General features: G+C 55.5%; 20 protein-coding genes. 15 read left to right on the forward strand and 5 right to left on the reverse strand.

Annotated elements, in window-relative coordinates; all coding sequences use genetic code 11:
* Positions 1-154: 154 nt before the first annotated feature.
* The gene (gene phbB, locus ACXUPB_RS02145; protein ID WP_336273608.1) at positions 155-901 is read left to right on the forward strand and encodes an acetoacetyl-CoA reductase; all 747 of its coding nucleotides are present in this window, start codon (positions 155-157) and stop codon (positions 899-901) included.
* Positions 902-1,001: 100 nt separating this feature from the next.
* On the opposite strand, the gene ACXUPB_RS02150 is transcribed toward phbB, so the two are convergent.
* Positions 1,002-3,818, reverse strand: a complete 2,817-nt coding sequence (locus ACXUPB_RS02150) for a DUF349 domain-containing protein (RefSeq protein ID WP_472955131.1) — start codon at positions 3,816-3,818, stop codon at positions 1,002-1,004.
* Between the two features lie 194 nt (positions 3,819-4,012).
* On the opposite strand from ACXUPB_RS02150, the gene minC reads away from it, so the two are divergent.
* The 4 genes from minC to sbcB all read left to right on the forward strand — a co-directional run bounded on the left by minC (position 4,013) and on the right by sbcB (position 7,592).
* Positions 4,013-4,762: a septum site-determining protein MinC gene (gene minC / locus ACXUPB_RS02155; protein WP_472955133.1), complete on the forward strand. Its 750-nt coding sequence runs from the start codon at positions 4,013-4,015 to the stop codon at positions 4,760-4,762.
* Positions 4,763-4,919: 157 nt separating this feature from the next.
* A complete protein-coding gene (gene minD, locus ACXUPB_RS02160) occupies positions 4,920-5,738 on the forward strand; it encodes a septum site-determining protein MinD (protein ID WP_008958738.1) in 819 nt (272 codons plus the stop codon).
* The gene (minE, locus tag ACXUPB_RS02165; RefSeq protein ID WP_008958737.1) at positions 5,735-5,992 is read left to right on the forward strand and encodes a cell division topological specificity factor MinE; all 258 of its coding nucleotides are present in this window, start codon (positions 5,735-5,737) and stop codon (positions 5,990-5,992) included. Before minD ends, minE begins: the two co-directional genes overlap by 4 nt.
* A 106-nt stretch (positions 5,993-6,098) precedes the next feature.
* Positions 6,099-7,592, forward strand: coding sequence for an exodeoxyribonuclease I (sbcB, locus tag ACXUPB_RS02170; protein WP_472955136.1), 1,494 nt, complete (start codon positions 6,099-6,101; stop codon positions 7,590-7,592).
* Between the two features lie 34 nt (positions 7,593-7,626).
* Here the strand turns inward: sbcB and ACXUPB_RS02175 are convergent, their stop codons facing one another.
* Positions 7,627-10,500 carry an insulinase family protein gene (locus ACXUPB_RS02175; RefSeq protein ID WP_472955138.1) on the reverse strand — a complete coding sequence of 958 codons (2,874 nt, stop codon included), beginning with the start codon at positions 10,498-10,500 and terminating at the stop codon, positions 7,627-7,629.
* Positions 10,500-11,186, reverse strand: coding sequence for an SOS response-associated peptidase (locus tag ACXUPB_RS02180; RefSeq protein WP_035564983.1), 687 nt, complete (start codon positions 11,184-11,186; stop codon positions 10,500-10,502). Before ACXUPB_RS02180 ends, ACXUPB_RS02175 begins: the two co-directional genes overlap by 1 nt.
* A gap of 190 nt (positions 11,187-11,376) precedes the next feature.
* On the opposite strand from ACXUPB_RS02180, the gene ACXUPB_RS02185 reads away from it, so the two are divergent.
* Together ACXUPB_RS02185 and ACXUPB_RS02190 are read left to right on the forward strand one after the other, a co-directional pair.
* A complete protein-coding gene (locus ACXUPB_RS02185; RefSeq protein WP_008958733.1) occupies positions 11,377-11,991 on the forward strand; it encodes a TetR/AcrR family transcriptional regulator in 615 nt (204 codons plus the stop codon).
* A 53-nt stretch (positions 11,992-12,044) separates the two neighbouring features.
* On the forward strand, positions 12,045-12,653 hold the full coding sequence (locus tag ACXUPB_RS02190) for a 1-acyl-sn-glycerol-3-phosphate acyltransferase (protein ID WP_218927599.1): 609 nt from the start codon (positions 12,045-12,047) through the stop codon (positions 12,651-12,653).
* Between the two features lie 15 nt (positions 12,654-12,668).
* Here the strand turns inward: ACXUPB_RS02190 and ACXUPB_RS02195 are convergent, their stop codons facing one another.
* Together ACXUPB_RS02195 and ACXUPB_RS02200 are read right to left on the reverse strand one after the other, a co-directional pair.
* Entirely contained in the window at positions 12,669-13,943 is a 1,275-nt protein-coding gene (locus ACXUPB_RS02195) for an HlyC/CorC family transporter (RefSeq protein ID WP_179915375.1), read from the reverse strand.
* Between the two features lie 105 nt (positions 13,944-14,048).
* Complete coding sequence (locus ACXUPB_RS02200) at positions 14,049-14,846, reverse strand: cytochrome C assembly family protein (protein ID WP_035564976.1); 798 nt, start codon at positions 14,844-14,846, stop codon at positions 14,049-14,051.
* 246 nt (positions 14,847-15,092) lie between these two features.
* On the opposite strand from ACXUPB_RS02200, the gene ffh reads away from it, so the two are divergent.
* The 8 genes from ffh to ACXUPB_RS02240 all read left to right on the forward strand — a co-directional run bounded on the left by ffh (position 15,093) and on the right by ACXUPB_RS02240 (position 22,291).
* On the forward strand, positions 15,093-16,511 hold the full coding sequence (ffh, locus tag ACXUPB_RS02205) for a signal recognition particle protein (RefSeq protein WP_035564973.1): 1,419 nt from the start codon (positions 15,093-15,095) through the stop codon (positions 16,509-16,511).
* 289 nt (positions 16,512-16,800) lie between these two features.
* A complete protein-coding gene (gene rpsP / locus ACXUPB_RS02210) occupies positions 16,801-17,049 on the forward strand; it encodes a 30S ribosomal protein S16 (protein WP_007111767.1) in 249 nt (82 codons plus the stop codon).
* A 61-nt stretch (positions 17,050-17,110) separates the two neighbouring features.
* A complete protein-coding gene (rimM, locus tag ACXUPB_RS02215; protein WP_008958728.1) occupies positions 17,111-17,656 on the forward strand; it encodes a ribosome maturation factor RimM in 546 nt (181 codons plus the stop codon).
* 101 nt (positions 17,657-17,757) lie between these two features.
* Positions 17,758-18,519, forward strand: a complete 762-nt coding sequence (gene trmD, locus ACXUPB_RS02220) for a tRNA (guanosine(37)-N1)-methyltransferase TrmD (protein WP_035564970.1) — start codon at positions 17,758-17,760, stop codon at positions 18,517-18,519.
* A gap of 232 nt (positions 18,520-18,751) precedes the next feature.
* Positions 18,752-19,108 (forward strand): 50S ribosomal protein L19, encoded by a 357-nt coding sequence (rplS, locus tag ACXUPB_RS02225; protein ID WP_035564967.1) that lies wholly within the window; start codon positions 18,752-18,754, stop codon positions 19,106-19,108.
* Between the two features lie 135 nt (positions 19,109-19,243).
* Positions 19,244-20,125 carry a site-specific tyrosine recombinase XerD gene (gene xerD / locus ACXUPB_RS02230; RefSeq protein ID WP_472955144.1) on the forward strand — a complete coding sequence of 294 codons (882 nt, stop codon included), beginning with the start codon at positions 19,244-19,246 and terminating at the stop codon, positions 20,123-20,125.
* Positions 20,100-20,876: a DsbC family protein gene (locus tag ACXUPB_RS02235; protein WP_472955146.1), complete on the forward strand. Its 777-nt coding sequence runs from the start codon at positions 20,100-20,102 to the stop codon at positions 20,874-20,876. Before xerD ends, ACXUPB_RS02235 begins: the two co-directional genes overlap by 26 nt.
* Before the next feature lie 98 nt (positions 20,877-20,974).
* Positions 20,975-22,291: a homoserine dehydrogenase gene (locus ACXUPB_RS02240; protein ID WP_472955149.1), complete on the forward strand. Its 1,317-nt coding sequence runs from the start codon at positions 20,975-20,977 to the stop codon at positions 22,289-22,291.
* Position 22,292 lies beyond the last annotated feature (1 nt).

Raw genomic sequence — 22,292 nt, forward strand, 5'->3', positions numbered from 1 at the left:
TAGATAGCCATAACAAAAAGCTTACGTTGGTGCATTGCTCAAGCCAATAATGCACTAGGGTAATACAGGCGCAACCGCGCTTATTCACAATGGCTTGTGACACAACCTATATGCTTTTAGACCCAAGCCAATTGTCATTTCAGGGAGGTAGTCAATGACCAATCAAGCCCCCGTCGCCTGGGTAACTGGTGGAACTGGTGGTATCGGTACGGCAATTTGTCGTTCGTTGGCAGATGCGGGATATTTGGTTGTTGCGGGTTACCGCAACCCCGATAAGGCCAAAACCTGGCTAGAAACGCAGCGTGCTGACGGCTATAACAATATCGAATTGTCCGGCGTCGACCTTTCTGACCATAATGCTTGCCTGGAAGGTGCCCGTGAAATTCATGATAAGTACGGCCCCATCAGTGTGCTAGTGAACTGTGCGGGTATTACCCGTGATGGCACCCTGAAGAAAATGTCTTACGAGCAGTGGTACGAAGTGCTCGATACCAACCTCAACAGTGTTTTTAATACCTGCCGTAGTGTTATTGAGATGATGCTTGAGAATGGCTATGGCCGGATCATCAATATTTCATCCATCAATGGCCGTAAGGGGCAGTTTGGTCAGGTGAACTACGCGGCAGCGAAAGCCGGCATGCACGGCTTGACCATGTCGCTGGCACAGGAAACGGCGACCAAGGGGATTACGGTTAATACTGTATCGCCTGGTTATATCGCTACCGATATGATCATGAATATTCCAGAAAAAGTGCGCGAAGCCATTCGGGAAACAATCCCAGTGAAGCGCTATGGCAAGCCAGAAGAGATTGGCCGCTTGGTTACTTTCTTAGCCGACAAGGAATCAGGATTTATTACCGGTGCTAACATTGATATCAACGGTGGTCAGTTTATGGGCTAGTGGTTCGCTACTGGCTGATAAACACTAGCTCCTTGACTCAGAGGAGAACGCAAACGGGAGGCGCTCAGCCTCCCGTTGTTATTGATGTGTTCGTCATTTGTTAAGGCAGGGGAACTCTTGCCAAGCGGCTTAGCAGGTTATCCAACTCTTCTACTTCTTCAGCCCATAGTGCGGCAGGCATCGGTCCCAGTGCCAAAAGCGCGGCTAGAATGTCGGTGACTTCTTCATCACGACTGCGCTCCTGGCTGAAAGCCTCGTTCAAGCGTTCTACCTGGATGGCTAGTCGCAGCGGCTCATCGCTTTGCCGGACGCTACCAATGGCCAGCATAGAGAGATGTACTCTCAAGCGGGCGAGAGACTCCGCCAGCTTGGCATAGTCATTATCAGATAACGGCACTGCTACACGATGGCGCTGCTGATTGCGGATGGCGTGTGCCTCTTTAAAGGCCGCCGGAAGGGGGGCGCTGAGTAACTCTTGCGCATCTACCTCGTTGGGAGTTCCCTCACTCAGGTAATTCTGGTCGGCGGCCAAGTGAGCATTCACTAGCGGCATAATCGCGTGCCACTGCTGAACCGTATTGACGACGGCGAGCCGATTTAAGCGTTCGCGACGTGCCCGCACAATGCCGCTCATGCGCCGCTGCATGCCCTCGCTGCGACGATTGCGTGGCAGCGGTTCGAGCTGGTTGGCCTGGTTTAGAAAGTTATCCAACGTGGAGGCTTCGCTGGCCTCAATGGGCTGCCAGCTATCCATTTGATCGATGAGCGTTTGCATCTCATCAAGCTGCTGTTGTTGGCGTGCCGCTTGCTCATTTTTATGCGCATCGCGTTGGGCAAAAAGCTGGTCACACTCATGTCGAAAGGTTTGCCACAACGTTTGCTCTTCGCCTTTTGGGGCTCGCCCGAGCGCTCGCCACTGATGTTGTAGCTGTTTGGTGTGGTGAATACGTTGCGCCAACGGCTGGCTGTCATCACTGCGCAGTGCAGTTACCTGACTGATCAGCTCCCGTTTCTGTGAGGCAATTGTGTCGGCACGCTGATCAATTAGCGCCTGTAGCTGATGACGAATAGTGCCAAAGCGGCGACCAACGGCTTCTGAGCGGTCACGGGGTACCGGGCTGTAGTGACGCCATTGGTGGCGTGCCTTGTCGCGAATTTGCCGAAGGACATCGGGGTCGGCGTTTTCAGCCGGCTGGGCCAGCAAGCTCTCAAGTTGATCGCACAGCGCTTCGCGGGCTTGAAGGTTGGTCTCACGCTCTTTGCTAAGCTGATCCCGCCAAGGAGCGAGACGCTCATGAATACGGTCCGAGGCGCTGCGAAAACGAGCGGACTGTTCGCGGTTGGCCGCTGCATCACCTAGTGATTTCCACTCTTTAACCAACTGACGATGGTGACGGTCAAGCGCTTCTTCTGCCATGTGAAGGTCGTTGGCTAACGCTTCAATGCTGGCACATAGCTGCTCACGCTTTGGTCCGGCGACAAACCCACGCCAATCGCGTAACTCCGCTAGCCGTGCTGCTAAGTGCTTCAAGCGAGTTTTGAGCGGTTGAGCGGCAGCGCTTTCTAGCCCTTCAATACGAGGTTTAAGCCGCTGGTGTAGGCGGCTGGCACTTTTGAAGGCGCCACGCTCTAGCAAGCGCTCAAAGGAATCGAGTTCGCCCGCATAGGTCGTGAGTGTGGCTTGATCTTCCGCCGGAGGCGATGGGGCGGTAGTTTCGTCGCTAAGTACCGCATGGGCACGGCCCAGTAGCGCGGGGGGCGTTAACGTGTCGGGCCATTGGCACTCGCTAACCTGTGCCGCCAAGGTGGCGTGGTCACCATTAGCCAGCGCCGTTTCGATATTGGCGCTAACCGTGCACCAGCGTTGCCAAGCTTCCAGACATTGGTCGTAGTGTTGAATCGCTACCGTGTAACGCTGGCGTATGGTGTCGCTCGGCGGATGCATGTCGGAAAGCGCTTGCCAGCGCTGGCCGAGTAGCTGGCGCTGAGCGCGCAGGCTGTCTATATCCTGTACGGTCATGGCAGACGCGTGACGTAGGCCGTCGAGGGTTTCTTCAATCCCTTCCAGTAACTGTTCGCGCGTGTTTTCGGCTTCGTCGCGGCGCTCTGCTCTTTGTTGGCGAGCCTGCTCTTGTGTCTCATGATCGTGCAGTGTTTTGCGGCAATTGAGCAGCGCTTGGTGAAAACGCTGCTCCTGCTCAACGCTTGGCGGTTGAGTGAGTTGTTCCCATTGCCGTTCAAGATGCCGGAAACGGCCGCCGTAAAGCGGCTCCCACGGTGCGCGGGCATGCTGTTCCAGTTGGCTAAGCAGGGTTTCACGCTGCTGTGCTTCAGCTTCTAGCCACTGCGCATCGCTACGTAAGCGGTTAAGGCGTTCCCGCGCTAAACGAACCACTTGGCGGTCACGGCGTGCTTCTTTCAATAAGCGTTTGAGTCCCTCTTCATCCTCAATGCGCTCAGCAGCCTGGTGACGAACCGCGGCCACGCCGTTATGGCAGGCCTGATGTATCAGGTCGTTCTCATCAGTAAGCTTGCTCAATGCCATTAAGCGTAATGTTAGATTGTCGGCCTGTAAGGCCACCGCGTTTAACGCTCGCGGCTCTTCAACAAGCTCAACCAGCGCTTGACGCTGCTGCAGGTCGGTATGGCCTTCACGCCCGCTTAGCCGTTGGCAAACCGCATTGAACCAGGCTTCATTTTGCTGATGATGCGGATAAGCATCGACTAAGCCTGCGCAGTCATCCAACGCCAGCAGCGCAGCAAGGCGTATCTGGCTATCGGGATCTTGAGAGAGCGACTGCAGCGCCTGGCGCTGTTCTGATTGTTCAGGGTCGAGTCGCTGGAGGGCCTGACGACGTACTTCGGGGTCGGGATGCTGCCACCGAGGTGCGAACAGGCGTCTTAACAGTCCGTGCATGGATCATCCTGCTGGTGCGTAGCGTGAAAAAAATCGTTAGTCAGCAATACGGCGGTTGCAGTCGCCGACGCTGTCGCTTAGCTTGGCCTTACTATTTTGTAATAAGCATGGTGTGGTAAGCGACTATTTTCTAGACCACAATGCGTGATAGTACGCTACCTTTATCTTATCTGAACATGACAGGGAGTTCGGCCATGAGCCTTAACGTGGATAGTGCCGCAGTGGCCTTTACCTTTAAAGGCGGCATGCTGCCGATGACCGTCATGGAACTAAGTAGCGCTGACCCGGAACGAATCCGGCAGCAGTTGGCTGGCAAACTTTCCCAATCGCCTGCTTTCTTTCAGCATACACCGGTTGTGCTCAGCGTGGAAAAGCTAGATGAACCGCACTTAGCTCTTGAGCGTATTTGTGCCGTGTGCCGCGACCATAAGCTGCTGCCTGTAGCGGTGCGCGGTGGCGCTGAGCCTGTGCGCCAGTCGGCCTGGGCGCTGGGGCTGGGTTGGTTCCCGCCGATTGAAGAGGGGCGCCCGCGGGTACTCGAAAGCGTTAACAGTTCCGCTGAGCAGGAAGTCAGCCGTGAAGAGGCTCCCATAAGCGACGTGGACGCTCCTGCACTTGCCACTCGCTTATACCGTGGCACCGTTCGCTCGGGGCAGCAGGTTAGTGCTTCTGAGGGGGATTTGGTCGTGATTGGTGCGGTAAATGCGGGGGCGGAAGTATTAGCGGCTGGCAGTATTCATGTGTACGGTGCGCTGCGTGGCCGTGCTCTAGCGGGTATCCATGGCAATACCAAAGCGGGTATTTACTGCCGTGAGTTGGAAGCCGAGTTGCTGTCAGTGGCAGGCAATTACAAACGTTCCGAAGATATTGATGCACAGCTTCTGGGGCGTCCCACAGAAGTTCACTTTACAAAAGAACAGCTTGAAATTAAGCCATTAGGCTAATGTATTGGTATGAGGCTGCGTTGGTGTTTCATGACTAGCGACGCCGAAGACGCTATCCGTTACAGTATGGCTTGTTGATGACATTGACGTTCCCGTTATGCGCAGAGCGGCAAATGACTCGCGCTCGCGAAGAACGACTTCAAGAAGGAAGTGACTCTTGGCCAAGATAATTGTAGTGACCTCTGGTAAAGGAGGGGTCGGCAAAACCACCAGTGCGGCGGCAATTTCCACAGGGCTTGCGCTGCGCGGTAAAAAAACCGTCGTCATCGATTTTGATGTAGGTCTGCGTAATCTTGATCTCATCATGGGCTGTGAACGGCGTGTGGTATATGACTTAGTCAACGTGATTCAAGGCGAAGCGGGGCTTAATCAAGCGCTGATTCGTGATAAACGCGTCGAAAATTTGTTTATTTTGCCGGCTTCTCAAACCCGCGATAAAGATGCCCTGACCCAGGAAGGCGTCGCGGAAATTCTCGAGAAGTTGAAAGAAGACTTCGATTACATTCTTTGTGATTCACCTGCCGGTATTGAGCGTGGTGCTCAGTTGGCGATGTATTTTGCCGATGAAGCCATTGTGGTGACCAACCCTGAAGTATCGTCAGTGCGCGATTCTGATCGTATTTTAGGGTTGCTTGCCTCTAAAACCCGGCGTGCGGAGCAGGGCGAAGACCCTATCAAGGAGCACCTGCTGGTCACCCGTTATAACCCGGAACGCGTCACCTCCGGCGATATGCTGACGCTGGACGATATCCGCGAAATTCTGGCGATCAACCTGCTGGGTTTGATTCCTGAGTCAGAAGCCGTATTGCGTGCTTCCAACCAGGGCGTGCCAGTGACTCACGATATCGCGAGTGACGCGGGCCAAGCCTATAGCGACACCGTATCTCGCCTGCTCGGTGAAGACATGCCGCTGCGTTTCCACGAAATGCAACGTAAAAGCCTGCTGAGCCGCATGTTCGGGGGAGGTCGTCGATGAAACTGCTGGAGTTCTTGAAGCGTGAGCGCAGGAAATCCGCCTCGGTAGCCAAAGAACGTTTGCAAATTATTGTGGCGCATCAGCGTAGCCAGCGCGGTCAGCCCGACTATATGCCGCTGCTTGAGCGCGAACTGCTTGAAGTAATTCGCCGTTACGTGCATGTAGATGACGATGCCATTCAGATTTCATTGGATAGCGAAGACAACTGCTCCGTGCTGGAGCTAAACGTTACGCTTCCCAAGAGCGGATCTTGACTTGAGAGCGAGTATTAAGCGCTAGATCAAAGCGCGTAAGACGCGGCGAAAGGGGTGGCGGGTGTGCTACGCTTGGGCTTTTCATTGCCCAGCGGAGTGTTTGTTCATGGCGCCACCCAATGCTGCCCCTGCCAGTTTTCTCTGGCATGATTATGAAACCTTCGGGGCTGACCCGCGTCGCGATCGCCCAGCCCAGTTCGCAGCCCTGCGCACTGATGCCGAATTGAACGAGATCGGCGACCCGATTGAGCTCTACTGCAAACCGGCCGATGACTATTTACCGCAACCCGCCGCCTGTTTAATCACCGGTATCACTCCTCAAAAAGCCCAACGCCATGGCTTGCCTGAAGCAGAGTTCGCGGGCGAAATTCAGCGCCATATGAGCGAGCCAGGCACCTGCGTAGTCGGCTACAACAGCCTGCGCTTTGATGACGAAGTGTCCCGCCACCTGTTTTATCGCAACCTGCTCGACCCTTATTCCCGTGAGTGGCAAAACGGCAATTCCCGCTGGGATTTGATTGATGTGGTTCGCGCTTTTTATGCGTTGCGGCCTACCGGCATCGAGTGGCCACTGCGCGAAGATGGCGCGCCCAGCTTTAAGCTTGAGCACTTAACGGCAGCGAACGGTATTGCCCATGAAGGGGCTCATGACGCAGTGGCCGATGTGCGCGCAACAATCGCCTTGGCGCGTCTTCTCAAGGAGCGCAATGCAAAGCTGTTTGATTACTTGCTCGGCCTGCGCGGTAAGCGTGCGGTGGCTAAACAGCTCGACTTGCCCAATGCCAAACCGCTACTGCATATTTCCCGCCGTTATCCCGCTAGCCGTGGCTGCAGCGCCCTGGTGATGCCGTTGGCTGAACACCCGACCAACCCCAACGGGGTCATCGTTTACGATTTAAGCATTGATCCCAGCGATATGCTTAGTATGTCGGTGGAACAGATTCGTGACCGTGTGTTTGTTAGTCAGCAAGATTTGGCCGAAGGCGATGTACGCATTCCGCTGAAAGTGATTCATATCAACCGCTGCCCGGTGGTCTTTCCTGCCAGTGCCTTAAAAAATGTCGATGGGCCACAAAAGGGTGAGTATGGCTCTATCGTTGAACGTTTAGGCTTGGATGTGACGGCCTGTCGGCAGCATTGGAAAACCCTGCGTGATGCCAGCGGTGTGGCTGAGAAGGTCGCAGAGGTATTTAGCGCAGGCTATGAAGATGCGCCGCAAGACCCAGATCTAATGCTCTATTCAGGCAGCTTCTTTTCCGCCGCCGACCGCCAGCAGATGGAGCGTGTGCGTGAAATGGAGCCGTGGGACTTAGTGGGGCAGCGTTTTGCGTTCCAAGATCCACGCTTGGAAGAGATGTTGTTTCGCTTTCGTGCGCGTAGCTACCCCGACACCTTGGAAGGCGAAGAGCGTGAGCAGTGGGAGGCGTATCGCTGGATGCGCATTAATGACTCTGCGCTAGCGGGCTTTACGTTAAAGGCATTTGCGCGGGAGATCGCTCAGTACAATCAGCAAACGCTTACTGATCGCGAGCGGCAGATTCTGGAAGAGTTGGTGATGTTCGTCGAAGCCATGATGCCGGCTCAGGCGTTTGACGCCTGAGCCGTTATCAATAACGAGTCGTTACGATTAAGTGTTACGGGGTGGCTTGCGGTTCAAGCACGCTGGGCAGTGGTGAGCGGGCCTCCCGATAATCGCTGACATCGCTGGGTTCATCGCCTGGATTAAAGCGCACGTCTAGCATGTGTTCGCGTAGCGATGGCCAAAGGGCCTTGATGTCATCAAGGCTAACGTTAAGGACTAATTCCGCCAGTTGTTCACGGCGGTCAAAGCGCACGTCTTCCAGGGCCGTTGCCTGCCAGTAGCGGTTGGCCATTCCAGATAAGCTGGTGTCGCGCTGGCGCAGCTGGTCGTGAACTGCTTGGCGGTGGGGCGCTAACGCTTCGTCGCTTAACTGATCGAGTCGCTGGCCAGCGTCCTCAAGAAACGCATCCATCCGCTCGGCAATCGTATCGCTGTCGGCATCTGGCGATTGAACCACTAACGCAATGCCTGGTGCTTCTAGAAGGGGCGAATAGCGAGCGTTAACGATGTAGCCGAGTTGCTGTTCAGTACGCAGCTGCTGGTAGAACGGCGTATCCAACCACTGGGCAATCACGCTGGTCGTTGCTTGCTCTTCAGGGGTTTGATCACGAGCTTGCAGGTAGCGCAGCACCAACGATTCATCTCGCGAGCTATGTGGGTGCAGTACGGCGTGCTCTTCATTTACCGCCAGCGGGGTTAGGCTGGGTATCTCCTCGCGGGTTAAGCGTGGACGTAGCTCGGCGCGTATCAGCTCTGCTTGTTCGCGAGCCAGCTCGGCATCAAGATTGCCGACTGCCATGGCATCGACATAGAGGTCATCCAGAAAACGTTGGCGAAAATCCTCTAGGTGGTGACGGTCAAAGCGTTCGCTGGCGGCGAGCAGTTCAGCAGTGGACCACTGCGGTGTGAGCAAGGCTTCGCCCAGTGTTCGGCTGGCTTGTCCATACAGCGATGACTGAGGGGCATTGCGCCATTCACGCTGCAGCTGGTAACGCACACGCTCAAAAGCGCCGTCGTCAATCTCTGCATTTTTAAGCTGCTCAATCGCCTGTTCGATCAGGGGCGTTTGCCCATCCCGCCAGCCTGAGAATGAGAGCGTCATGCCGCGGGAGTGCGGGTAAGCGCTAAACGATTGGCCTGCCAGCCACGCCGGGTAGAGAGATTCATTCAGGCTATCGTTAAGCCAGCTGGCGAGCAGCCGGGTAAGCACCGCTTCGTGGGCGGAGTAGCTGGCGGTTGGATTTTGCAGGCTGACACGCCACTCGACGCTGGGGGTATTAAAGCGCGCAGCCTGCATGTGCCAAGCGGTAAACGATGGCGTATCGATTAGCAGGCTAGGGTGATCATCCTGTCCTTCCAGCAAGGTTAAATCATTGGCGATAAAGGGGTTGGGGCCGGGCAGTGCTAAGCCGCTTAAGGCTTGACCCGGCTGGTCGGGTGCTTGCTCGCGCCACTCAGTGTTAAACCAGGGGGATACAGTATCGCTCTCTACGTCCGGCGCTGAGTAGAAGCGCAGCATATTATCCGCCGTTAGTGCGTCCAGGTACTCTTGTTGACGCTCGACATCAGGGCCATCCATGCGGTAAGCCGCGTACTGCACATCTTCTACCGGGTAGCGCGATAGGTTCATGGAGAGGCGCGTCGCTTCCTGCTGAGGTGCGCCATGCTGCTGGAAACGGAACCCCTGCTCGTTAAGATCTGCCTGCTCCTCGTAGCGCCACTCGGCGAGGCCGTCGTTACGCAGTTGCTCAATGGCCGCCAACAGGGTGGCTTCAATATCGTCCAGGCGCTCGGCGCCCGCCGGGGTCAGGCTGATGGAAATAGTGAACAGTGCCTCGTTTCCGTCGCCCCGGCCAACGCCAGCGGAAAGACCGTCGGCAAGCCCTGCATCGCGCAGTACCGCCAGCAGACTGCCATCGCCTTCATCGCCGAGTAAATGGGCGATCAGTTGTGTTGGTTTTGTGCGGTAGTCGTCGGTTGGGTCGGGCACTGGGAAGTAGAAGCGTAGCTGGCGCCGGTTTTGCAGCGATTGGCGTTCGATATAGCGGGGGAGGGTATCCGACTCCACTAACGGCGCTTCTATACTCGGCACGTTCAAATCGTTGTCGGGAATAGCGGCAAAGCGTTCAACGACCCACTCTTCCAGCTGATCCAGTGGTTGGGGCGCGACAATGGCCAGGTTCATGACATTGGCGTCGTAATGCCGGTGATAAAAATCAATCACTCGCTCGCGCAGAGGTGTTTCGCCCTCAGGTGGGCTGGCTAATGTCTCGCGGCTACCGACGGCAAACCCAGTGGTGGGGTTATCAGGGTTGAGTAGCTGATTAAGGACATCGTTTTCACGCCGCGATTCGTCACGGATCCGCGCCATATACTCCGAGTGAACAATATTGCGCTCGCTTTCCAGGTGGTCCGCATTGAACAGCGGCGAAAGGAAAAACTCGCTGAAGCGGTCAAGCGCGCCCTGAAGTGCCGATGGCTCGATATCAAAGAAGTAGTTGGTGTCCTGCTGTGCGGTAAAAGCGTTGTGGGAACCCGCATTATTGGAAATGTAGCGCTGGTAGCCGTCGGATTCTGGGTAGGGTTCGGTGCCTAGAAACAGCATATGTTCGAGAAAATGCGCTAATCCCTGAAGATCATCGGGATCTTGGGCGCTGCCGACCCGTACATTCATCGACGCTGCCGCTTTGTCAGCTTCTGGGTCGCTGACCAGTAATACATTGAGGCCATTTTCAAGCGTCAAAACCCGGTAGTCGCGGCTGTCATACGGGCTAATGATCGGGGTGACTGTATCAGCAATGGCGTCGGCAACGGCGTCATCATTCGCGGCGAAGGCGATTGGCATCATCGCGATGCTGGCAATAACGCCAAGCAGTGCACGCTTGGGGAAAAGCCGCCGGCGGGTTAAGCAAGGGGATCGCAACATTACAGCTCCTGAGACACAGCCCATCGCAGCATCGACCCGGTGGGGTGGGCACAAGCCGATGACTGATAGGCGGGATTATTGACATATTTAGATACCGGAAAAGCGCCCAACAGTTCCAAAGGGGCGGGCGCTAGTAGTGAATTAAGCGTTTCAGTATCGGTATCGGGGTTGAGCCAGGTGGATAGCGCATGATTGGGAATCACCACCGGCAGGCGATCCGTTAGTGGTGATAGCAGAATATTAGCGGGCACGGTAATCAAGGCAGTGGAATCGGTGAACGCCGTTAAGGTGGTGTGATAGCGGCACCACAAAGCGCCCAGCAGTAGCGGTGCCCGGGACACCTGAGTCACTAAAAAAGGCTGTTTGCTGCGTGGCTGGGTTTTCCATACATAGAAACCGCTGACCGGAATAACGCAGCGGCGTGCAACGAAAGCATCGCGAAACATCGTCCGAGATTCCAAGGTTTCAGACCGGGCGCAGTGCGGTGCGTGATCCAGCACTTCCAGCCAAGGCGGCGTAAGGCCCCAGAAAACTGACGAGAGCCGATATTGGCCCTGCTCAAGGCGAATCGCCGAAATGGGCCGTCGAGGTGCTAGGTTCGGGGATTCTATCAGCGGGTCCTGAAGATCAAGTGTTGGCAATAAACGGGTTAGCGGTAAGTTTTGCACATGCAGTCGTCCCGTCATGCCTGTCTCCTTAAGCAAAATCGTCGTGGAAGTGGCCCTGGATGTGAGGAATTCGCGCAATTAAGCACGAATTGTAGCGTTTTAGTGTCGAAAACAGTGTTCGATGTAAGGTATCCTATAGTAACCCTTACTCCCGCTAAAGTGCAGTGAGGCATTCCTCCTCGTTTGCCGTTGACCTTAAGAGATCGCCATGGCCCGTCCTAGACAGCATGCGCCCGATGCCCTCCATTCGCAGGTCATGCACGCTTGTGATGAGTGGTTGGCTGAGCAGCCAGTCCATGGTCTTTCACTGCGTGCCCTGGCCAGGGAAGTCGGCTGCGCCCCCAGCACGCTACTCAAACTATATGGCAGCTTCAATAACTTGCTGCAGCACGTCAATGTGGAGACGCTGGCGCGCCTGCAGCACACCATTACTAGTTTAGTGGATGATGATCCTGAACCATGGTTACGTTCGTTAGCCCGTGCCTACTGGCTTTTCGCTGAACAAGACTGCTACCGCTGGCAGTTGCTTTTCGATTACCCGTTAGCCAAGGAAGGTGAACTTGATCAGCGCCAGAGCGATTTGATCGAAGCGCTGTTTACCCAAGTAGAAGCGTCGCTTAAATCCTACCAGCCAGCGCTGGATGATCTCGAAGCCCGCCGTTTGGGGCGCACGCTGTGGGGCAGCGTTCATGGTTTAGTCCAGCTAGGGCTTAATGAGCGATTGGGCTATTGGCAGGGTCAGCAATTAAAAGTAGATGAGCTGCTGGATCAACTGATGAGTACCATTCTGGCGGGTCTGCGCCATCGTGAGGCGGCGACGTGAGTGGGTGGGACAATGCGGCTCGCCAGGTGCTGCGCTGGCTGATTTTTATCTCCATGCGCCTTTGCTACCGGCTGCAGGTTCATGGGTGCCACCATATTCCTAAGCATGGGGCGGCGCTGGTGGTGTGTAACCACGTAAGCTTTATGGATGCCTTGGTGCTCGGCGGTGCTAGCCCTCGGCCGCTGCGCTTTGTTATGGATCAGCCGATTTTTGATTCCCCTTGGCTGAAGTGGTGGTTCCAACTGGTCGGCGCTATTCCCATCGAGTCTGATCGGCGCAGCCCCGGCGCCCTCAGGCGTGCCTTGGATGACGTAAGCGCAGCCCTTCGTCAGGGCCAGGTCGTGATGGTATTCCCTGAAGGCAGGTTGACCCCGGACGGTGAAATTCACGCTTTTCGCCGTGGCTTGGAGACAATCCTGGCGCGGGATGATGTGCCGGTAATCCCTGCTGGATTGGCAGGCTTGTGGGGTTCCTGGACGTCTCACCATGGTGGTAAGGCGCTGAAGAAATACCCCAAGCGGTTTCGTGCGCCGGTCAGCTTGCACTTCGGCCCACCGCTCAATCGTCTGGATGCCGATGATATGGCGCTGCGGCGGTTTCTTGAGGCAAGAGTAAGAGCGTTAAAAGCGGTGGCTGACCAGGATCTGGCCAACCGCCATTAACTTGCCTGTAACTGACTAGCGGCGTGGCAGGCGTATTTTTTGCCAGCAGCGTGCCGAGGTAATGAGATTGTCTCGGATCTCTAGAATCTCCATGCGCATATTGTCGATCTGCAGGCATGCCGGGCCTTCCGGGAAAGCTTCAAGGTGTTCAAGGATTAGCCCGTTAAGCGTCTTGGGGCCATCGGTAGGTAGCTGCCAGCCGAGCATCTTATTAATCTCTCGAATATTGGCGGTGCCTTCGATCACATGGCTGCCGTCGTCCTGCTGGTGAATCTCTTCATCTTCAGAGACATCGGTGGTGAACTCACCAACGATCTCTTCGAGAATATCTTCCAGCGTGACCAAGCCCTCAACATCGCCATACTCATCTACCACGATGCCAATGCGCCGCTTCTGCTTTTGAAAGTTGAGCAGTTGGGTATGGAGAGGTGTCGACTCGGGAATAAAATAGGGCTCGCGGGCTTCCTGAACAATGGATGCTTTGGTGACTTCATCCCGAGAGAGAAAGCGTGCCGCATTACGCAAATGCAGCATACCGATAATATTATTGATGTCGCCTTTATAAACCGGCAGTCGGGTGTGCTGACTGGTACGAATCTGAGTCAAAATATCTTCAAGCGTGTCATCCAGGTCGATACCCAAAACCTCATGGCGGGGCACCATAATGTCATTTACGGTGACGTTCTCAAGGTCAAGAATCGACAGGAGCATGGCGCGGTGACGGTAGGGAATCAACGTGCCAGCTTCGTGAACCACCGTGCGCAGTTCATCACGCGTTAGGCTGTCACCGCCGTTATCGACGCTTTTAACGCCCACTAGCCGGAGCAGGCCGTTAGACATCACGTTAACCAGCCATACCAGCGGGTAGAGCATTTTCAGCAGCGGCTCAAGGGCATAGGACGTGGGGTAGGCAATCCGCTCGGGCTTAATCGCGGCGTAGGTCTTCGGCGTCACTTCGGCGAAAATCAAAATCGTGATGGTCAGCAGGGCGGTAGAGATAGCAGGCCCTGATACGTCACCAAAGAAGTGAATGGCAATAATGGTCGCAATTGAGGCCGCCAGGTTGTTGACGAAATTATTACCGATCAGGATAACGCCAATCAGGCGGTCTGGGCGTGTGAGCAGGCGCATGACCCGTTTGGCTCTGCGATCTCCGCTGTTGGCTTGATGGCTCAAGCGGTAGCGGTTAATCGACATCATGCCGGTTTCAGAACTGGAGAAGAAAGCAGAAAGCACTATCAGTAAGGCTAGCAGGCCGAACAGTAACCCCAGGGGGAAGTCGTCGCTCAAGTCGAAAAGTCCTTTGTGGCGGATTAGGCTCGATTTGTAGAAGGTAGCGAGTGGTGTGTCAAGACAACCAAAGGCGTGGTCACGCCCCCGTTAGTGATTGAGCCGTTATCTGTTGAGCAGTATCTCAAGTACGAACTTACTGCCAAAGTAGGCTAACACCAGCAAGCCGCATCCGCCCAGCGTCCAGCGGACGGCACGCATGCCGCGCCAGCCAAAGCGGTAACGGCCAACTAACAGGGTCGTGAATATTACCCAGGCCAATAGCGAGAGTACGGTTTTGTGCGCCAAATGCTGGGCAAAGAAGTTGTCCAGAAAAATAAGCCCGCTCGCGATGGATAGGGTCAATAGAATAATGCCCGCCCAGACCAGCTCAAAAAGTACCCGTTCCATCGTGGTTAGCGGCGGTAACGACTGCACAATGCCGCGAATATGGTGGTGGCGTAACGCCTGGTTCTGTAAACCGACCAGCACCGCCTGAACGGCGGCGATCGCCAGCACGGCAAACGCCAGGGCTGAGCTTATCGCATGTAATAAAATGCCCGGTGTAAGGCCGGTATGGCCGCCCTGATTCGGTAGCCAAGTAGCGGCAAGTAGTGCAACACCCGCCAGCGGAAAGAGCGCAATACCGGCGTTAAGCACCGGTTTAAACAAGCTGGCCACCAGCACGACGTTGACAGCCACCGCCATTAATAGCGTGGCGCTAGTGGTAAAGCCTGGAAGCAGGCCAGGGGATTGGCCGACTAATTTGACCACCACAGGAATATGCAGCAGTAGGCCCAATACGGCGAGCAGGCGCACCATGCCCTGGCGGGGAGGCACACGCCGGAACAGCGTCATGCCCTGCCAAATGGCCGCGGCAACATAAAGAACAAAAGCAATCGTGGCGAAAGGGAGCGCCTGCATGATGCTATCCGTGCGCCTTGCAGCGCGTTGCTGTGAATAAATAAACGAATTAAGTGTGATTGCGACGAGAATCTATCCAACTACTATAACGAATCCAAGCGGCGTCGCCCAGCAGGGCAAACGTAGGAAAATAGGTATGGCGCTCAATGCACCCCATGGAGACTCAAAGCATGAGCGCGTATAATCTTTTTACTAATGAGTCCAGGGCGTGCGCGCCAACGGCAGTGACGGAGGCAGAGAGGCCCCATGTTCCAGAATCTAAGTGAGCGTCTTTCCCAGACGTTAAAGTCGATTAAGGGTCAGGCTCGCCTGACCGACGACAATATTAAAGATACCCTGCGCGAAGTACGCCGCGCACTGCTTGAGGCCGACGTAGCGCTGCCGGTTATCAAGGAGTTTATCGAACGCGTGCGCGAGCGGGCGGTCGGGCAGGAAGTATCCAAAAGCCTGTCGCCAGGCCAGCAGTTCGTCAAAATCGTCCAGCAAGAGCTGGAAGCGATTATGGGCGAAGCCAACGACGGCTTTGTGCTTAAAGGCTCCCCCGCCGTTGTGTTAATGGCTGGTTTACAGGGTGCGGGTAAAACCACCTCTGTGGCCAAGCTGGCCCGCTACCTGCGCGAACGCGAGAAAAAGAAAGTCTTGGTAGTGTCTGCCGACGTTTATCGACCGGCGGCCATCGACCAGCTTGAAACCTTGGCCAAAGAGGTTGAGGTAGATTTCTTTCCTTCCCGCTCTGACCAGCAGCCGGTCGCGATTGCCGAAGCGGCTATCAAACACGCCAAGATTCAGTTTCACGATGTGGTGCTGATCGATACCGCCGGTCGTCTGGCGATTGACGAAGCCATGATGGCGGAGATCCAGGCGCTGCATAAAGCAGTCTCGCCTCAGGAAACGCTGTTTGTCGTCGACGCCATGACCGGCCAGGACGCCGCCAATACCGCCAAGGCATTTAGCGAAGCGTTGCCGCTAACCGGGGTGATCCTCACCAAGGCGGACGGTGATGCTCGTGGTGGCGCGGCGCTGTCGGTACGTCACATTACCGGCAAGCCCATTAAGTTTATGGGTGTCGGTGAAAAGGTTGACGCCCTAGAGCCTTTCCACCCAGACCGGGTTGCCTCGCGCATCCTGGGCATGGGCGACATGCTGTCGTTGATCGAGGAGGCCGAGCGCACCGTCGATAAGTCCAAAGCCGAGAAGTTGGCCAAAAAGGTCAAGAAGGGTGATGGCTTTGACCTGGAAGATTTTCGCGACCAGCTCCAGCAGCTCAAGAAGATGGGTGGTATGGGCGGCCTAATGGGCAAGTTGCCGGGTATGGGGCAGATGGCTGAGATGGCTCAAGGCCCTGGGCCTGAGAAAGAGCTGGGCAAGTTGGAAGCGCTAATTAACTCCATGACGCCTAAAGAGCGCCGCAAGCCCGATATTATCAATGGTTCGCGCAAGCGCCGCATTGCCTCGGGTGCCGGCCTGCAAGTGCCTGATCTTAATCGTCTGCTCAAGCAGCATAAGCAGATGCAGAAGATGATGAAGAAAGCAGGCCAGAAGGGCGGCATGCAGAAAATGATGCGCGGCATGTCCGGCATGATGGGCGGCGGTGGCCCAGGCGGGCCCGGAGGAATGGGCGGACCCGGCGGTATGGGTGGCCCAGGCGGATTGCCGCGGCGTTAAAACACTAACAGTAACGTGCTGATGCGCTTGGTGAGGTTGACGGCCTGTGAGTTTTCTGGCTGTCAGGCTTTCCAAGCCGAGCGCATTTGCGTAGAATGCGGCCTCTTCATGCGTGGGTGTTGCCTAAAATACGTTAAAAACGTAGCGGTAACAGTCTCAGTGAAGGCCTTAATGGTACTAAGCATGCCTTATGCGGGCTTAGCGCCAAGAAAACAGCACGAAGAGTGTTCCGATAGCGGTTTGCGCTAACAACACACTCTCGTAACCTCAACCGAAGGATAGTTATCGTATGGTTACCATTCGTTTGGCCCGTGGTGGCGCCAAGAAGCGTCCCTTTTACCACCTGACCGTTACTGACTCTCGTAACGCCCGCGACGGTCGTTTCATCGAGCGTATCGGCTTCTTCAACCCGGTTGCCCGTGGTCAGGAAGAGCGTCTGCGCGTTGACCTAGATCGCGTTGTTCACTGGCAGAGTCAAGGCGCCCAGTTGTCTGGTCGTGTTGCTGAGCTGGTTAAAGAAGCACGCAAACAGGCGTAAGCCTGCATTGTGGGTTCTGTAATGTGACATTAGATGAATGCTGGGTTAGCTGAGGTCGTCAATGACGCGTTTTGAAATAAGCCAAACTGACGACACGCATGTGGTGCTAGGCAAGCTGACTAGCCCTTATGGGGTGAAAGGTTGGCTCAAGGTGTACTCCTACACTAGCCCGATGGACAGCATTCTCGAATACCCGGAATGGTGGGTGCGCCAAGGTGAAACCCTTAAGCGCATGAGCATTGTTCAGGGGCGCCGACAGGGCAAGGGAATTGTAGTGCAGCTTGAAGGGGTCGATGACCGTAGTGCGGCGGAAGCATTAGCCCAAACGGACATTCTGATGCCCAAAGAAACACTACCTAAGCTTTCTGACGGCGAATACTATTGGCATGAGCTTGAAGGCATGACGGTCTTCACTCAGGCTGGCGAGCGGTTAGGGCGGGTAAGCTACCTGTTTGAAACCGGCGCCAACGATGTCATGGTGGTTCGCGGCGATTCAGACGCAATCGACAAGCGCGAGCGACTGCTGCCATTTTTGCCAGATGATGTCATTGTTGAAATCAGTTCCCAAGAGGGCCGTATGGTCGTCGATTGGGATCCTGAGTTTTGACCAAACATATGAACAGTTTGAGCAATGATGCATCTACCGACTCAACTGAGTTGGATAGTGGCAACGTTCCGTCAACGGAGAGTGAAGCAGTAGCGCCTGCAATGTGGATTGGGGTTGTATCGTTGTTTCCCGAAATGTTCGACGCGTTAACGCAACAAGGCGTGGTCGGGCGAGCGGTAGAGAAACAGCGTATCGCACTGGAGTTTTGGAACCCGCGGGATTACGCCACTGACCGCCATCGTAGCGTCGATGACCGCCCTTATGGCGGTGGTCCAGGCATGTTGATGAAAGTCGACACTCTGCGCTCAGCGATCTTTGCGGCTCGTGAGCGGGCGCAACAAGCCACTGGCTTATTGCCGACGGTGATCTATCTATCGCCTCAAGGGCGCAAGCTGGATCAGCAGGGCGTTCAAGCACTGGCTTCCGCCGGGCCTTTAGTGGTCGTGGCAGGGCGCTATGAAGGCATTGATGAACGCGTGGTGGAGAGTGACATCGATGAAGAGTGGTCGATTGGTGACTATGTGCTGAGCGGCGGTGAGCTGCCGGCGATGGTGCTGATCGATGCAGCGGCAAGGCTGATACCCGGCGTGCTGGGCCATCAGGATTCCGCTGTCGAAGACTCGTTTAATGACGGTCTGCTAGACTGCCCGCACTATACTCGTCCGGAAATAATTGACGGGCGCCAAGTGCCAGATGTGCTGCTAAGCGGTAATCATGCAGCTATCAAGCGTTGGCGATTAAAGCAGTCGCTAGGCCGGACATGGCAACGCCGTCCAGACCTGTTGGAAGGGCGAACGTTAGATGCCGAACAGCGCACGCTGTTAAATGAGTTTATCGAGGAACACGCTCTGTCCACTAAGTAGCTTGTTTTTCAACTAGTTTTATCAATTAGGTTGTTATCAACTGCTTAAACCAGAGCGGCGGTGCAGGGCGGATACGGCAGTAGCTTACATAGAAGTCTATGTTTGAATAACTAGCCAACGTACCTGTGTCACCCATAACGACTCCCGCGAAGCTCGTTTCGAGCGCCGGGATCACGGCTTCCGCCACCCATGATTGAGCGGTTAAGCCAACACGTTATTCAGGAGTATGAAGATGAGCAGCAAAAGCAAAGTGATCCAGGCGATCGAATCTGAGCAAATGGGCAAGGAAATTCCTCCCTTTGCCCCCGGCGACACCATTATCGTTCAGGTAAAAGTAAAAGAAGGCACCCGCGAGCGTCTGCAGGCGTTTGAAGGTGTGGTCATCGGTAAGCGTAACCGTGGCCTGAACTCCGCGTTCACCGTGCGTAAAATTTCTCACGGCGTTGGCGTTGAGCGTACCTTCCAGACCTACAGCCCGCTGGTTGACTCGATTGAAGTCAAACGTCGTGGTGATGTGCGTCAAGCCAAGCTTTACTACCTGCGCGAGCGCAGCGGTCGTTCTGCACGTATCAAGGAAAAGCTGGCTTAAACGCCACTGTTCCGTGGGCGTACGCTGTGCTTCTATACGCGTGGCGCCCAGATACCAAGACCCCGTCACCGCTTTGCGGGGCGGGGTTTTGTTTATACAGCTGCTTGATAAAAAACAGCCGGAGACTGCTGCCGTATGAGCGTGATTGATGCTTTCCTGGATGCCCTCTGGCTCGAACAGGGCGCCAGCGATCATACGCTAGCTGCCTATCGGCGTGATTTAACCGCGTGGCAACGTCATTTGGAGAGCCATGGCGAAGCGCTTCTGGCGCCACCGCCGGAACGGATTAGCGAATGGTTCGTCAGCCGCCGGGAACAGGGCTATCAACTGCGTAGCAATGCCCGACTATTATCGACGCTGCGCAGCTTCTATCGTTGGGGGCGTTTAAACAACCAAGTGGCGAGCGATCCGCTCACTGATATCAAGCTGCCGCGCGTCATTCCTGGCTTGCCTAATACGTTGGAAGAAGACGAAGTAGAGCGCCTGCTGATGGCGCCAGATACGGAGACACCTTTAGGCGTGCGCGATCGTGCCATGTTGGAGTTGCTTTACGCCTGTGGCCTACGGGTATCAGAGCTGGTGGGGCTGACCGGTGATGCCGTCAACTTGCGCCAAAACGTGGTGCGGGTGCGCGGTAAAGGCGATAAAGACCGCCTGGTGCCGATGGGGGAAGAGGCTGCGGATTGGATTGCGCACTATATGGAGAACGCGCGGCTGGCGCTGATGAGCGACCCGACACGCCCAGCGCTATTTCCGGGCCGGGGCGATAAAGCCATGACTCGGCAGACGTTTTGGCACCGCATTAAGGTGCATGCCATCACGGCAGGGATTACCCGGCCACTGTCACCACACACACTTCGCCATGCATTTGCGACCCATTTATTGAATCATGGGGCCAATTTGCGGGTCGTACAGCTGCTATTGGGTCATAGTGATTTATCGACGACTCAAATTTATACCCATGTGGCCCAAGCGCGCTTGGAGAGCTTACATGCAGAACATCACCCACGAGGTTGAATTGATAATGCGTCAACGCCGTTTTTTAGTATTCCCATTACTGATCGCGGGCAGCCTATTACCCGCTGCCGCTCAGGCTGATGCGATAACAGACCGTCTTTCAGAATCCCTTAGCGTTAATGGTCAGGCGATGCCTGTGGAAACGGTGACGGAGACGCCCATGAGTGGCGTTTACCATGTGCGGCTGGAGAGTGGCGAGTCTTTCTACTCCAACGCGGACGGTAGCCACTTCCTGGTCGGCGACCTTTATGAAAATGCATCTGATGGTTTAGTCAATCTAACCGAGCAAGAGCAGAACCAAGCGCGCGCCGATGCGCTGGCGGCGGTGCCGGAAAGTGAGTTAGTGGTTTTCCGCGGTGCCGATGAACCCAAAGCAACGGTGACCGTGTTTACCGATCCTAGCTGCCCTTATTGCGCCCGCTTACACGATACCATCCCCGAACTCAATGAGCGCGGCATCGCCGTTCATTACATGGCGTTTCCACGTGCGGGCATGGCCAGTGACGCTGGCAAAACGCTGCAACAAGTGTGGTGCTCGGACAACCGTAGCGAAGCGATGACCCAAGCCAAAGAAGGCCAAGCTATTGCAAGCTCGGCCAATTGCGACAACCCCGTGGCAGGTCAGTATGAGCTGGGCAAGGCCTTGGGCGTGCAGGGTACGCCAGCGATTATTTTGCCCAATGGGCAGCTCGTCCCTGGATTTGTGCCACCCGAGCGGCTCACCGCCATGTTAGGCTTGGATGACGACTGACATAAGCAATAGTGCCGCGCATATAAACGGCACATCATGTTGAGCAATTGATTTAAGAGGCGGCACCTGCAGGTGCCCAACACAGAAGGGGAAGTATTTTGAAACCGGTGAGAGTAGGTATTTGTGGTTTAGGCACTGTCGGTGGCGGCACCTTTAATGTATTGACCCGCAACGCCGCCGATATTGCGCGTCGCGCTGGCCGCCCTATTGTGATTGAGCAGGTTGCTCACCGCAGTATTCACCCTGACTGCGATATTACCGGCATCAATGCTACCTCTGATGTGTTTGAAGTCGCCACCAACCCTAATGTCGATGTGCTGGTGGAGTTAATTGGCGGTTACGATATCGCTCGCGAACTGGTGCTGACGGCGATCGCCAATGGCAAGCACGTGGTCACCGCCAACAAAGCGCTGATTGCTGTACACGGCAATGAAATCTTCAAGGCCGCTCATGAGAAGGGCGTTATCGTGGCATTTGAAGCCGCGGTCGCGGGCGGTATTCCGGTGATTAAATCACTGCGCGAAGGCTTAGGTGCCAATCGTATTGAATGGGTGGCGGGCATTATCAACGGCACCGGCAACTACATTCTGACCCACATGCGTGATGAAGGGCGCGCCTTTGAAGACGTGCTCGCAGAAGCCCAAGCGTTGGGCTACGCTGAATCCGATCCCACGTTTGATGTGGAAGGTATCGACGCCGCGCACAAGTTGACGATTTTGGCCTCGATTGCCTACGGCGTGCCGCTGCAGTTTGAGAAAGCCTTTACCGAAGGCATTTCGCGGATTACCGCGGAAGATGTCGAGCAGGCCGATAACCTTGGCTATGTGATCAAACACCTGGGTATCTCCAAACGCACCGACCAAGGCCTGGAGCTGCGCGTGCATCCCACGCTGATTCCTAAAGAGCGCCTGCTGGCCAATGTGCATGGCGTGAAAAACGCGATTGCGATCATGGGCGATGCCGTTGGGCCGACGCTTTACTACGGTGCTGGTGCAGGTGCAGAGCCGACTGCTTCAGCAGTCGTGGCCGATTTGCTCGACGTAGCCCGGGATATCTCCACCGATCACCACTACCGGGTGCCTTACTTGGCGTTCAGCGGCATTGACGAAGATGTCAGCCAACTACCCATCATGCCGATGGAAGACATCATCACCGCTTACTATCTGCGTCTACTGGCGGTAGATCGCCCCGGCGTGCTGGCGCGAGTAGCAACGATTCTGGCCGAACAGGGCATCTCTATCGAAGCGCTGATTCAGAAAGAGGCTACCGAGGGTGAATTGGTGCCGATCATTCTGCTGACCCACCGCACCAAAGAGAAGCAGATGAACGAAGCGATTCGTGAAATTGAGTCGATGGCCGATATTGCTGGGCCGGTAACACGCATTCGCGTGGAAAGCCTGGACGAAGGGGAGTAGC

The sequence above is a fragment of the Vreelandella sp. DA03-1M genome, from assembly GCF_055725665.1.